Source organism: Shewanella sediminis HAW-EB3, from assembly GCF_000018025.1.
Lineage (GTDB): Bacteria > Pseudomonadota > Gammaproteobacteria > Enterobacterales > Shewanellaceae > Shewanella > Shewanella sediminis.
Map to the genome: position 1 here is coordinate 1,078,175 of NC_009831.1, position 14,242 is coordinate 1,092,416.

The 14,242-nt window shown below is 48.0% G+C and carries 11 protein-coding genes; 7 read left to right on the forward strand and 4 right to left on the reverse strand.

Annotation, left to right across the window (positions count from 1 at the left end; translation table 11 throughout):
• Positions 1–38 precede the first annotated feature (38 nt).
• The 3 genes from SSED_RS24810 to SSED_RS04655 all read left to right on the forward strand — a co-directional run bounded on the left by SSED_RS24810 (position 39) and on the right by SSED_RS04655 (position 2,678).
• The gene (locus SSED_RS24810; RefSeq protein ID WP_012141249.1) at positions 39–473 is read left to right on the forward strand and encodes a CidA/LrgA family protein; all 435 of its coding nucleotides are present in this window, start codon (positions 39–41) and stop codon (positions 471–473) included.
• Positions 474–1,163, forward strand: coding sequence for an LrgB family protein (locus tag SSED_RS04650; protein ID WP_012141250.1), 690 nt, complete (start codon positions 474–476; stop codon positions 1,161–1,163).
• A 444-nt stretch (positions 1,164–1,607) separates the two neighbouring features.
• Positions 1,608–2,678: a DcaP family trimeric outer membrane transporter gene (locus tag SSED_RS04655; RefSeq protein WP_012141251.1), complete on the forward strand. Its 1,071-nt coding sequence runs from the start codon at positions 1,608–1,610 to the stop codon at positions 2,676–2,678.
• A 317-nt stretch (positions 2,679–2,995) separates the two neighbouring features.
• Here SSED_RS04655 and SSED_RS04660 read toward each other — a convergent pair whose 3' ends face one another.
• Positions 2,996–3,616, reverse strand: coding sequence for a response regulator (locus tag SSED_RS04660; protein WP_012141252.1), 621 nt, complete (start codon positions 3,614–3,616; stop codon positions 2,996–2,998).
• Positions 3,613–5,022 carry a cache domain-containing protein gene (locus SSED_RS04665; protein ID WP_012141253.1) on the reverse strand — a complete coding sequence of 470 codons (1,410 nt, stop codon included), beginning with the start codon at positions 5,020–5,022 and terminating at the stop codon, positions 3,613–3,615. Before SSED_RS04665 ends, SSED_RS04660 begins: the two co-directional genes overlap by 4 nt.
• 755 nt (positions 5,023–5,777) lie before the next feature.
• Between SSED_RS04665 and SSED_RS04670 the strand changes: the two genes are divergently transcribed.
• Together SSED_RS04670 and SSED_RS04675 are read left to right on the forward strand one after the other, a co-directional pair.
• Positions 5,778–7,421, forward strand: coding sequence for an L-lactate permease (locus SSED_RS04670; protein WP_012141254.1), 1,644 nt, complete (start codon positions 5,778–5,780; stop codon positions 7,419–7,421).
• 77 nt (positions 7,422–7,498) lie between these two features.
• Entirely contained in the window at positions 7,499–10,318 is a 2,820-nt protein-coding gene (locus SSED_RS04675) for an FAD-binding and (Fe-S)-binding domain-containing protein (protein ID WP_041421541.1), read from the forward strand.
• A gap of 79 nt (positions 10,319–10,397) precedes the next feature.
• On the opposite strand, the gene SSED_RS04680 is transcribed toward SSED_RS04675, so the two are convergent.
• Positions 10,398–10,817, reverse strand: a complete 420-nt coding sequence (locus tag SSED_RS04680; RefSeq protein WP_012141256.1) for a CBS domain-containing protein — start codon at positions 10,815–10,817, stop codon at positions 10,398–10,400.
• Positions 10,818–11,018: 201 nt separating this feature from the next.
• Between SSED_RS04680 and SSED_RS04685 the strand changes: the two genes are divergently transcribed.
• Both SSED_RS04685 and SSED_RS04690 read left to right on the forward strand, forming a co-directional pair.
• Positions 11,019–12,788: an alkaline phosphatase D family protein gene (locus SSED_RS04685; RefSeq protein WP_012141257.1), complete on the forward strand. Its 1,770-nt coding sequence runs from the start codon at positions 11,019–11,021 to the stop codon at positions 12,786–12,788.
• Positions 12,789–13,126: 338 nt separating this feature from the next.
• Complete coding sequence (locus tag SSED_RS04690) at positions 13,127–13,687, forward strand: phosphoribosyltransferase (RefSeq protein WP_012141258.1); 561 nt, start codon at positions 13,127–13,129, stop codon at positions 13,685–13,687.
• Between the two features lie 113 nt (positions 13,688–13,800).
• Here SSED_RS04690 and SSED_RS04695 read toward each other — a convergent pair whose 3' ends face one another.
• Entirely contained in the window at positions 13,801–14,013 is a 213-nt protein-coding gene (locus SSED_RS04695; RefSeq protein WP_012141259.1) for a hypothetical protein, read from the reverse strand.
• Positions 14,014–14,242 lie beyond the last annotated feature (229 nt).

Consider the following 14,242-nt stretch of genomic DNA (forward strand, 5'->3'; position numbering starts at 1 on the left):
CTCTGTTTATCGCATAGGTTTCAGGTTTAGGTTTTACTTTGTTGACAGCTGAACGTACTAAAAAGTGTTATGGGGTTCTTCAATTACTGATCCAGATCGGACTATTTTGTCTGTTAGCCTGGGGGATGGAGCAGGTCTCGGTTTATTTGGAACTTCCTGTTCCTGGCAGCGTGTTGGGGCTCGCTATCCTGTTATTGTTAATGGGGTTAAAGCTGGTACCTGAGAAGTCGGTCAAACTTGGCGCGGGATGGTTAACGGGTGAGTTACTGCTATTTTTCATTCCTCCTGTTATCTCAATTATTAAGTATGAAAGCCTATTCGAGCAATACTCGGCTCCTTTGATGCTCACATTAGTGATTGGCAGTGTCTGTGTATTACTCGGTACCGGATTTGTGGTCGATAGGGTCTTCAGGTTTGAAACTAAGATGAACAGTAAACGCCTTAATGCAGCAAAAGCGATAGAGGTAATATAGATGTCCCAGTCAATGTTAGCGGCGATCAGCTTGGTCTTTACACTCTCTTGCTACTTTTTGATTAAACAGCTGTACCTGAAAAAGAGGGTATGGTGGTTAGCCCCCATCTTGATTGTACCTGTGGTTATTGTTCTGTTTGTGGTTAGTCTGAAAATCCCTCTGCCTGCCTATTTTGAATATACTCATTGGCTGGTGGCCCTGTTGGCTCCTGCGACCATCGCATTCTCTGTGCCTATATATAGAGAACGAAAATTGATTTTCAGCTATCCGTTAACGATTGGCATTGGCGTGGTGACAGGTCTGTTGTTAGGGCTCCTCTCATCATGGGGATTGATGCAGATATTTTCACTGCCGCCAGAGTTGTCCCAAAGTACCTTAGTGCGCTCGGTGTCGACGCCGTTTGCCATGGAAGCCACGTCTGCATTTGGCGGGGTACCAGAGTTGACCGCCATGTTGGTACTGCTCACGGGGATTATCGGTATGTTGGTATGCGAGCCTTTGTTTAAGCTGGCGAAAATAAATTCACCTTTAGCTATAGGCGCAGCACTCGGAGCCGCGGCACATGGCGCGGGAGCCGCAAAAGCCAGTGAGTTTGGTAAAGAGGAGGGGGTGGTTGCCAGTCTGACTATGATCTTTACCGGTATCGCTATGGTGCTTGGTGCTCCCTTCTTTTCGATTTTCCTGGTCTGATAAATCATTCTATCTATTGCGGTATGAATTTCAGCTTCAGTGTCACTTGGCTATATTGCGGCCACCTCTCGGTACTCTTCGATAACAGATTTAACAATTAATCGTTATAAACTTGATCTGCATCATATTGGTACTCGCCTGAAATTATCATTCGTAACCAGGTCTGACACATGGGGTTAACCGTTTTGTAACTGCATGTATTTAAATGTTAAAAATAATATCCCTCCAATATATTTTCTGAAAAATCGTAAGGTTGAAGCCGACCAAATCGGTATTTCTACGTGCAAACCCTTAGCAGCCTTAGGTGCAAACACCGATAACCCCACCCTCCATAAACCCATATGGTTAGCCGCGGATAAACAATAAGTTTGCTGGCACGGATCTTTGGTGACCGTTTCATGCAAGCAACAACCAAAAAATTAACAGATCCCAAAAGGCAGCTTGATGAACAGAATAACTAAAACAGCGTTAGTGGTAGCTACATTTTTCTCAGCACCTTCTTTCGCCGGCTACGAAGTCCAAATTGATGACACCTCGAAGTTAACTTTCGGTGGCTACTTCAAAGCCGACTTGCGTAATGTCAGCGGCGACCAAGCTTACCGAGACTTCTGGATTGGTTCCAGTACAGGCGTGCCAGATACCAATAAAACCAGCATTCAGGCCAGAGAGTCGCGCTTCAATGTTAAGTACTCCAATGGCGAGTTAGCGGGATTTCTCGAGTATGATTTCTATGGTAGTGACGGTAACGCATTAGTTTCTAACTCATACGAGCCGCGTATGCGTCATGCTTTTATCTCTTACAAGAACTGGAAAGTCGGCCAGACTTGGTCAACCTTTATGCCACTGGCCTCTATCGCCGAGGCGCTGGACTTTGGTGGAGCGCACGTAGGTCAGGTGTTCATTCGTCAAGGCCAGATACGTTACACCAATGGCGGGCTGGAACTGGCGCTGGAAAACCCGGCGAACGCTACCGATGACAATCAGAGTATCCCCGATGTAGTGGCTCGTTACACTTTCAAAGGCGATTTTGGTCAGGTGGCCGTTGCCGCGCTGGCTCGCACCTTTGATGACAACGGTGTGGCTGGTCATGCCGATGGCACTCAGTTGGCTTACAGCATAAGCGGTAAAATCAATACCTTTGGTAAAGATGATTTCCGTTTCGCCTATAACGCGGGCGCTGCGGGTCGTTATATTTCACCAGGTCACAACGCCGGCGACAAGGTTAATGCCGATGGCAGTGGTGATCTGCTGACAACGCAAGCTTACACCGTTGCCTATCGCCATTTTTGGACTGACGATTTGCGCTCTACCGTTTACTACGGCCACTCTGAAGTAGAAGATTTCAATGGTGTGAGTGCTGACTCTGATCGTAACCACTACGGCATCAACCTGATCCAGCAGCTTAGCAAGCAGTTAAGCGTGGGCGTTGAATTCGGTAACTATGATGCTGATATATCAGCCACTGAAACTGCGGATTCTGATTACATCCAGCTTTCGGCCAAGTACGTACTTTAATAGCGGGCGGCATAATCTAATTTATGTCGCTGGTTTTCCCTGTGAAAGTCCGCGCACTTGCCCCTATCAATAAGGCAAGCAGGGCAGGAAACAAAGTACTTAAACTGGCTGTCATCCATCAGCCCCCAAGAGAATAACTTCCGAAAGGTCATCCAGTGGGATGGTTGGCCTTGTTCCTCTGACCATAAATGAGGATAAAACATCCCCTACTTAACTCCCACAGCATGGCAGGTTCGCCATGTTTTCCCCGAAGCATGACCCCGCTTCGGGTATTTTTTTCAATAGAGGTTGGCCATGAGAACAGGGCGTGAACCGTGTTACCTGTCTAAGCCATGATCTATGGCATAACGCACCAGGCCGGCCGTACAGTCTATAGCCAGTTTCTGTTTGATATTACGCTTATGGGTCTCGACCGTGCGTACACTGACATTCATCTCCTGCGCAATGCGTTTATTATTCATCCCCAGCGATATCAAGCGTAAAACTAACTGTTCCCGCTGGGTTACCAGAACTTGTTTGCCACTGGCGAGCTCCTGTGACAGGGTGTCTATGACATCTGCACTGAAATAGCGCTTACCGGCGGCAACTTTTTTAATCGCTTCAATGAGTTCCTTACCGGGTACATCCTTGAGAATATAGCCATCGGCACCGTGGCGCATTGCCGCCACTATATATTCCTTGTTGTCATGCATGCTCAACATCACCACCTTGCATGACATCTCCTGCTCCTTAATCAGCTCAAGCAGATACATGCCATCCATTTGTGGCATATTAATATCCATCAACACCAGATCGATCTGTGTATCCTTTAGGATCTCCAGAGCCTGGAGGCCATTGTCTGCTTCAGCTTGTACCTCTATGTCGCAGTCAAGGTCCAGACGATGCCGTAACCCTTCCCGAAACAGGGGATGATCGTCCACCAAAAGTACGCGGATCATAATGCCACCTCTGTTGTGCTATCGGCTTGATAACGCAGCTCGCTTTGGGGAATACGCGCTATCAACGTCACTCCTTTGCCGATTGCTGATTCCACCCTAAGCTCACCATTATAAAAACTCAGTCTTTCCTTCATATTTCTCAGGCCTATTCCCTCAAAGGGGGTCGATTTTTTCTCATAGCATTCATAGTTAAAGCCCTGGCCATCATCATGAACTTCCAGGGTCAGCCATCCCGGGGTGAGGGTCTGCGAAATAAGCACATTTTTTGCCCCCGAGTGACGTTCAATATTGGTCAGTGATTCCTGCACTATACGATAAAGTGCGCAACTGAGTTCGGTTGACAAAAGCTTGCGCACCGATAGTAGTTGCACCTTTACTTTGATACCGGTACGCAAGGAAAATTCACTGCCCAACTCTTTTAGTGCCGCCCCCAGCCCGTAGTCTGCGAGGATGCTAGGGTGTAGTTGGTGCGAGATATTACGGATATCGAGCATGATCTGCCGCGTCATAGTGATTGCCTTCTCCAGCTCCGGCCCGGAGTCTCCGCCGTATTCTTTTTTCAACTGTGCTGTTTCCATAGCAAAAAGGGCCGCGGCAATAGTTTGGCTAACTCCATCGTGCAGCTCTCTGGAAACCCGCTTACATTCCTCTTCCTGAGTCTGATAAATTCGTTCGTTGAGTGTTCTTAGTTTAGCATTTGCCAGCCGTTTCTCACCCACACGCATAAAGATGCCGCCGATAAATACGGCGCTGACCGCTAAGGTACCGATCACCAGAGTCATGATGGAGGTGTTGCGGATATGATGACTCATAGAGGTGCTTAACAGTGCCGCCTCCTCATCGATATCATCAATATAGACGCCGGTACCAAACATCCACTCCCACTGCCCCAATACCTCGGCGTAGGCAAGTTTTTGTCCCAGTTGACCGTCATTGGAGGGCTGGTTAAACAGGTAGGTGAGGTAACCACCGCCTTTTCTCGCTCCTGAGATTAACTCCTGGATAAAGGGGACCCCGTTGTCATCGGTTAGGTCCAGCCAGTTTTTGCCGACCCGCCACTCCTGATCGGGTAAGACCAGGCTTTTACCATTCAGATCGTAGGCGAAGAAGTAACCGTTTTTACCGAAGCGCATATCGGACAGCATAGACTTAACATCTTGCTGGGTTTGTTGAGGCGCTTGGCTGTCATTGTTCTGATTTTGCTTGAAATGCTGGATAGCCACGTTGGCGATCGCCAGATAATTTTTAAGCTCCTCTTTGCGGTGATCAATAATACTCTGCCGATAAACGTCGACCACCTGCTGGGAGAGCTCCCGGTACTGCATTTGAGTCACAAACAGCACCAGTATCAGAGATAGAATGAGTGGAAGTACGGTGATTAGCTGTAACTTATGGTTAATATTCATCGCTGATTACTGCTCCTCTATTCTCTATATTAGGACCTTTGCAAAACTGGGAGGTTATATTAACAGTTAATCAACCACCGAGTAGCAACAAATACCCATATATAGGGGGATTAAATCAAAGACAGGGTAAATAACTCAACTTGGCCACGGCACCTTAATCAGGCGCTCACAGTCATAAATATTTAAAATATGTAGTCGGACTCATCAAAAATCACTAAAAAGGAGAGGGTAATCAAAAAATGTGGAAGATAGTCTGGCTCTGGTCCCACTTTTTGCCCATATGGGATGATGTTAATTTTTCGCTTCTGGGTAATTTTGTGAACTCTCGACCGCAATTCGACACTCATAAATAACACACTTCACGGTTAATCGTTACAAAGTTGATCTGAATCATATTGCCGACCCTCTAGGGTTACGCTCTGCAACTTGCTATTCACACCTTAGTTGTTTCTTTTCAAGTTATTGTATTGTAGGGGTAAAACTCTAGTTGCTCGGTGCGCTTTCCTCAAAAGCGCAAGCCTGAACTTGGGGGGAACGGTACTTCTACGTGTAAACCCTTAGTGGCCTTAGGTGCAAACACGGATAAAAAATGCCCTCGCGAAGCCATATGATTAGCCTCAGATAAACAAGTAAGTTTGCCGGGCATCTGATCTTAGGTCACCGCTCAAGGCAAACGACAATAAAAAACGAGTCAACAAATCCGTTAGTGTCTGGAAATAACGCTAAGTAACAAAACAGGATAATAAGAGGCAAGCATGACCTTAATTCAACTACTCGCAAGTTTAACGCCGGTGATCAGCGTAATGCTATTTTTAGTATTGCTGAAGATGCCCGCATCACGGGCGATGCCCATCTCTGCAATTTTAACCGGCCTGGCGGCCGTGTTTGTCTGGCAGATGGATACGACCTTTTTGGCGGCATCCGTCGTCGAAGGATTACTTGCCGCACTGACACCATTGAGTATCATCTTCGGTGCCGTGTTCTTGCTTAATACCCTTAAGTATTCAGGCGCGATGGATACCATTCGCGCAGGTTTTACTAATATCAGTGCCGATGCCCGCGTTCAGGTCATCATTATCTGTTGGTTGTTTGGCTCATTTATCGAAGGTAGTGCCGGCTTTGGTACACCGGCTGCTATCGGCGCTCCTCTGCTGGTACTGCTGGGTATTCCTCCCATTGCCGCAGCGGTTGTTGCCCTGATTGCCGACTCAGCCTCTGTATCATTCGGTGCCATCGGTCTGCCTGTACTCTTTGGTATGGAGCAGGGACTGACTTCTGGTGGAGTTAACATGGCCGCCGAACAGATTGCTCAGCATGGTGGCAACTTTGCCGATTATGCTCAGTTCATCGCTATGCATATGATCACCATTGATATGGTGACCGGCACGCTTATCCCGCTGGTCATGGTGTCCTTACTGACCGGCTTCTTCGGTCGTAACAAGTCATTCGCCGAAGGCTTTGCCATCTGGAAGTTTGCCCTGTTTGCGGGTCTGGCATTTACCGTACCGGCCTGGATCATCAACTTCGTTGCCGGCCCCGAGTTCCCATCGGTTATCGGTGCATTGGTTGGTATGGCTATCGTTATCCCGGTTGCCAAGAAAGGCTACCTGTTACCTGAGACTCCCTGGAACGATTTTGCCGAAGCACCATCCTATAGAGCTGGCAAGGTTGAAGGTAAAACACAGTTCTCTCAGCTTGCCGCCTGGACTCCCTATATCATCATGGCGGCCTTGTTGGTGCTATCTCGTGTTATTGGCCCGCTAAAATCATGGTTGCTGAGTTTCAACGTCAAGTGGACCGGCCTGCTGGGTACCGAGTTGGGTGCCGGATTCAAGACCCTGTATGCACCAGGCGCCTTCTTCGTCGTCGTGTGTATCTTGGGTTTCTTCCTGTTCAGAATGAATAAGAAAGCCATTAAAGAGTCTGTTACGGTATCGTGCCGCTCTATGGTTCCAACCATCATTTCGCTGGGCGCTTCTGTGCCTATGGTTAAGATCTTCCTGAACTCGGGCACCAACGGTTCCGGGCTGGCTTCTATGCCAGTCGCCCTAGCCGATACCCTGGCTGGCAGTATGGGCGCGGTATGGTCCTGGGTTGCACCTGTCGTCGGTATCTTCGGTGCCTTCCTGTCAGGCAGTGCCACCTTCTCCAACATGATGTTCTCCGGCCTGCAGTATAGCGTCGCCGACAGCATTGGCATGAACCAAGCTATGGTACTGGCACTACAGGGAATTGGCGCTAACGCCGGTAACATGATGTGTGTGATGAACGTCGTTGCCGCCGCTACCGTAGTAGGTATGGCGGGAAGAGAATCAGAAATTATCCGTAAGACTATGCCGGTAGCCCTGGCCTACGCCATGATTGCGGGCACCATAGCCTTCCTCTGGGGTGGTTTCTAAAAAGTAATACTCAATCAGTCAGAGCCACACTCCGGCTTTGACTGCTCTTAATCATAGCGAATAAAGAGATGTGTCAAATGTCGATAAATTATAAAGCAGTAGTCAGTGATCTACGTAAGCAACTGGGTGACAAACCTGTGACGGATGAGTATGTTCGTCGCTTCGCCTGGTCAACCGACGCCAGTTACTTCAGAATTGTTCCAGAAGTCGTTGTTCATGCCGAGAACATGGATGAAGTTAAGCGTACTCTAGCCGTTGCCCGTGAGCATAATGCACCTGTGACTTTCCGCGCGGCAGGCACCAGCCTGGCCGGTCAGGCCATTGGTGAAGGTATTTTGCTTATTCTGGGCCATGATGGTTTCAGAAAGATTGAAGTCAGCGACGATGCCAGGCAGATCACCCTTGGCTCTGCCGTCATAGGCTCCGATGCAAACGCTGTGTTAGCGCCGCTAAACCGTAAAATTGGTCCGGATCCGGCGACGATTGCCTCGGCCATGGTTGGTGGAATTGTGGCCAACAATGCCTCGGGCATGTGCTGTGGTACCGCGCAAAACAGTTACCAGACCATAGCGTCGGCCAAGTTGCTGTTCGCCGATGGCACCGAGCTTGATACGGGTTGTAAAAAATCTAAGGTCGCATTCGCCAAGTCCCATCCGAAAATGCTTGAGGAAGTGTATCAACTGGCTCATATTACGCGCCACAATCTTGTGCTTGCCGACAGAATTCGTAAGAAATTTTCCATCAAAAACACCACAGGTTACGGCATCAATGCCTTAGTCGATTTCAGCGATCCCTTTGATATCATCAATCATCTTATGGTTGGCATGGAAGGCACTCTGGCCTTTATCAACGAGGTGACCTACCACACGGTCAATGAAGCCAAATTTAAGGCTTCGGCCCTGGCCGTTTTCCACAACATGGAAGATGCGGCCCGCTCTATCCCATTGATCAATGGCGAAAGTGTCGCGGCAGCCGAACTACTCGACTGGCCATCCATCAAGGCCGTTACCGGCAAACCCGGGATGCCTGACTGGTTATCTGAGTTGCCACCTCAGTCAGCTATCCTGTTGATCGAATCCCGTGCCGACGATGCAGATATATTGGATGTTTACACCCAGGATGTGATCACCAAGCTCGAAGGATTTGATTTTCTACGTCCGATCAACTTTACCAGCGATGCTGCGGTATACGGCGAGTACTGGGCCATGCGCAAGGGTCTGTTCCCAATCGTTGCGGGTGAGCGTCCCAAAGGCACGTCGGTTATTATCGAAGATGTGGCGTTCGAGCTTGAACACCTGGCTACCGCCGCGAGTGATATTACTGCGCTAATGCACAAATTCGGTTATCCCGAAGGTTGCATCTATGGCCACGCGTTAGCAGGTAACTTCCACTTTATCATCACGCCAACTTTCTCGACTCAGGGTGATATCGACAATTTCCATGCCTTTATGGACGAAATTGCCAAGATGGTAATTAACAAGTACGACGGCTCGATGAAAGCCGAGCATGGTACCGGTCGCGCGGTCGCGCCTTATGTTGAGATGGAGTGGGGGGAGGATGCTTATACTCTGATGAAGAGCATCAAGCAGTTATTTGATCCCCAGGGTATCCTGAACCCGGGTGTCATCTTAAACGATGATCCCAAAATCCACGTTAAAGACATTAAGCCCTGCCCGGTAGTCGATGACTTTGTCGATAAGTGTCTTGAGTGTGGCTTCTGTGAGAAGACCTGCCCGACCTCGGCGCTTAACTTCACCCCTCGTCAGCGTATTGCCACATTGCGTGAGATTGCTCGTCTGGAGCAAAGTGGTGATCAACAGGCCGCCGATGAAATGCGCGCTTCCGCCAAATATGATGTTATCGATACCTGTGCGGCATGCCAGCTGTGTACCATAGCCTGTCCTGTCGATAATAAGATGGGTCAGCTGGTGCGTAAACTCAGAACCCCATCCATCACTAGTGGTCAGCAAAAGTTCCTCGATTTTCAGGCGAATCATTTCGGCGCGGTAAATGGCGTGATCAGTACCGGTTTCGATATGTTGGGTGTGATCCATAAGATCACCGGTGACGGCATAACAGGAGCCATGATGAAGGCGGGCCGTATGGTGAGCAGCGAAGTGCCGTACTGGAATCCGGATTTTCCTAAAGGTGGCAAACTTCCTAAGGTTTCTGCAGCTAAGCCCGGACAGGAAACGGTGGTCTACTTCCCAGCTTGTGGTGGGCGTACCTTCGGGCCTACACCTGTCGATACCGATAAGCGACCGCTGCCGGAAGTCGTGGTGACGCTACTGGAGCGAGCAGGATACAACGTGATCACCCCACAGAAGACGCGCGATCTTTGCTGTGGCCAGATGTGGGAATCTAAGGGAGACTTTAAGAATGCCGATGCGAAACGTCTCGAATTGATCCAGGCCGTTTCTGCCATGACACAAGGCGGAAAGTTTCCGGTGATCATCGATGCGCTGTCATGTACTAAGCGAACCTTAGGCGGCGATGCAGCGCTGACTGAGAAGGTTGAGATATTGGATCTGGTTGAGTTTATGCATGACAAATTGTTGCCTAAACTGACTATTAAAAAGAAGTCTCACGCCGCACTGCATCTTGGTTGTAGCGCCAGAACCATGAAGGTTGAACCTAAAATGACCGCAATCGCGGATGCCTGTTGTAACCAGGTGATCCGTCCGGCGGGGATCGAATGTTGTGGTTATGCGGGTGAGAAGGGGCTCTATAAGCCAGAGATCAATGCCAGCGCACTGCGCAACATTAAGAAGTTGATCCCGGTCGATGTGAAAGAGGGGTATTACGCTAACCGTATGTGTGAAGTCGGCCTGACTCAACATAGCGGCGTCCCTTATCGTCATCTGGCCTACCTGCTCGAAGAGTGTACCCGTGGCTAACTATGACTAAGCTACAATAAAAAAAGGGGCTGATTTCAGCCCCTTTTTTGTTGGTGCATTATTTAGTCGTTTGATAATATTAGTTTTTTAACAGGCTTGCACATAGTTTGACGAAGTCAGATGAGGACACGATACCTTCTACCTTACCTTGAGTGTCAACCACCGGAAGGCAGCCTAGCTTGTTCTCGATAAAGTACTCTACGACGATAGAGAGGGGCTCATCTTCGGTGAGTTTTTGAAACTCGGTATCCATTAAGTCTTCAACGAGTTGTCCCCGCTCTTTTCTGTCTAACGCATTCCCGCCATATTTATGCATCATGGCCATCACTGTACTAATCATCTTTTTATGAGTAAGAATACCGACGAGCTTCGAATCAAATTCTGATATTACAGGCAGGTGACGTACCCCTCGGCTCTGCATCAGCTCATGGGCATCCTTCAAACTGGCCTTGTGGCTAATACAGACCACTTGAGTGCTCATAATATCACTTACTTTCATCGTTATTACTCCCTTGACCGTTTATCTATTCGCTACTGTCAATATAGCCTTAATTCCACGTATTTATTAGACAATTTTATCGACATTATAATTTTTAAATAATTTTCTTGTAGCGAAAATGTCATATGGATGTTACAAAATAAAGGCAAGTTAGACCTCTTACCACTACAAGTGATATTAAAAAATAAAGGAATAATAATAATGAAACGGTCTTTTTCACGTAGGGATTTTCTGGCTATGTCGGCCAAAGGTGTGGGCGCCGCAGTTGTGTCATATGGCTTAATGGGGTGCAGTAGCAGCGATGACGATACCAATGTTAGCCCTGTCAGTTTTGTCCATGGCATCGCCAGTGGCGATCCCAGTCATAGCGCTATCATTCTCTGGACTCGAGTGACACCGGAGGCGGAGGGTGAGGTAAAAGTTGCCTGGGAGGTGGCTACCGATGAAGGCTTTACCGATCTGGTGACAAACGGTGAAACCACGACCACGGCAGAGCGAGATTATACGGTTAAGGTTGATGCCATAGGGTTAGCGGCGGGGAGCCGTTATTACTATCGCTTCTCCTCTGGAGAGACTGTCACCGAAACGGGAATGACCCGCACCTTACCTCAAGGCGCCGTGGACTCGGTTAAGCTGGCGGTGATGTCGTGCGCTAACTTTCCAGCCGGTCACTTCAATGCTTATGAGCTCGCAGCTCAGCAAGAGGAGCTGGATGCGGTGCTCCACCTTGGCGATTATATCTATGAATATGCCCGTGGTGAGTATGCCAGTGAGAATGCGGCCGAGCTAGGTCGTGAAGTGCTGCCAGAAGGCGAGCTATTTAGCTTAAGTGATTATCGCACTCGTTATGGCCAGTATCGTGGCGATGGCAGCTTGCAAAAACTCCATGCAAAGGTGCCGTTTATTACCGTGTGGGACGATCATGAGATTGCTAACGATGCCTGGTCCGATGGCGCCGAGAATCATAACGAAGGCGAAGGGGATTTTGCTGACCGTAAAATTGGGGCGCTGCAAGCCTATTTCGAGTGGTTACCAATTCGTCCGTGGCGAGAAGGTAATCACGAGGAGATCTACCGTTCGTTCAGTTTTGGCGATCTGGTAGACCTGCATATGTTAGACACTCGTGTGTTAGCCAGAGATAAGCCTTTGGACTATGTCGACTATATCGATCCGGCAACTCAGGCCATGGATAGTGCCAGGTTTATGTCCGATGTGACCAGCAGTGATCGATCTATGTTAGGTCAGGAGCAGTTGCAATGGTTGCAGGGAAGCCTGTTAACCGCAACGGGCAAGTGGCAACTGTTGGGTCAACAGGTATTGATGGGCAAGATGTTACTGCCGGCGGCGATCGCGATGCAGAAGTTGAGCATTGCCGAGTTTGCCGAGTTAGGGGCGATAGCACAACTCGCTGCCCGAGCTCAAGCCAGCGATCCAACTCTAACCGCCAGCGAGTACAGTTTCCTTATCGGCAATCAGCATAAGTTAACGCCTGAGGCGATGGCGTTACTACAGATGCCAAATGTGCCTTATAACTTAGATGCGTGGGATGGTTATGCCTATGAGCGTGAGGTTATCTTAGCCACGGCTAAGTCTAAGGCGTTAAATCTTGTTGTGATAGCGGGTGATACCCATAATGCCTGGGCTAATGAGCTTACAGACGCAGCTGGCGATGCCGTTGCTGTCGAATTTGCGACCAGTTCTGTCTCCTCTCCCGGATTGGAGTTTTACTTAGGGATCCCGGAAGATCAACAGGCGGTAACCGAGGCGGGGATCACCCAGATGGTCGACGGACTTAAGTACACTAACCTGCGTGATCGCGGTTTTATGGTGCTAACATTTACCGCAGAAGAGGTGCGCAGTGATTGGCATTACGTCGATACCATCTTATCGACGGAGTTCGGTGAAGATATGGATAAGCTATTTAGTGCCGTCAGCCAAATTGGCTCACCTCAAATCATGCCAGTCAGCTAATCGCATCATTACACTAATAAGCTCCTAACCAGCCACCCCTTCGGGTGGCTTTCTATACAGGGACCTGTTTATCCCATCGACTATCTCCATGGATGGAAAGGTGTGGGGGTTGTACAGAGATAATAATAAAGTTAAAAATAGCGCCGCGTGTCTAATTTTTCACTTTATTTGCAGCACAAAACTCACTTTTAGTATAAAATTTGCCTCCAAAATCTGGTCGGTGCCTACACTTTAACCTGTTAATTTTTTAACCGGTTATTTTGCGGTACATTCCTGTCTTTGGAATGTCCGCTCTCACCTGCTAAATTGACCTAATATAACAAGATGGGGACGGTCTGATGTCGGAAAAATGCTTTATTACAGCACAAGAGTTGCTTGAAGATTCATTTCGCTTAGCGGCGCAAGTTTATGAGAGCGGTTTTCGTCCGCAGTTCATTGTTGGTATCTGGCGCGGCGGCGCTCCGATAGGTATCGCAGTGCAGGAATACTTCGACTTCAAGGAGATTGAAACGGATCATATTGCTGTTCGCACCTCCTCTTACTACGGTATTAACCAGCAGAGTAAACAGATCAAGGTTCATGGTTTGCACTATATCGTCGAGAATGCGAATGCTGATGATGGGCTCTTGATTGTCGATGATGTTTTCGATTCTGGCCGTAGTGTCCATGCGCTTAAAGAGAAACTGGCTGAGTTGATGCGCTTTAATATGCCCAAAGATGTGCGTATTGCCTGCCCGTATTACAAGCCGAAAAATACTTCTGTACCGCTAAAACCTGATTACTACATCCATGAGTCCGAAGAGTGGTTGGTCTTCCCTCATGAAGTCTCTGGGCTCTCAGTGGAAGAGCTGGCGGAAGGTAAGGGCGATCTGAAAAACATTAAGCACCTGTTCGTTTAAGGCTGATGTTTACAGCCAGTGTTTAAAGCTTTTGTCAGGCCATCACCTAAGGTGATGGCCTTTTTTGTGGGCGAAGTGAGCTTTCTCAGTTTAAGACCTAAGACCTTAGACCTTTATAATCTGTCTATCTGTTCACCGAGCTGGTAAGACTTATCTGTGACTATGGTTTCTAAGGTTGCCACTCTTTCCTGCAACTTAACCAGTTCACCTTTTAGTGCATCGACTTCGCTGGTATCGACGCTGGTTTTTCTATGATTAAACTCTTTATAAGCCTTAACGCCAAAAACTGCGACAATGGCAATAGCCATGACTTCAAATGGTCCCATAATCCTGATTTCCTTATTTTTCTGTCTTTGTATTACAAATATAATCTAATAGAAGTAATTGAAGTTACTCAATACAAAGTACAATACAAACTATGTGCCAATAATTAATATTGTTTTATATCAGTTGATTACACTTTTGTGTAGGTGTATCGATGCTTGTAATCGTAATAATATTGTGAATTTTACGACTTTATCATCATATAAGCTAAACTCAAGCTCGAAAAACAAA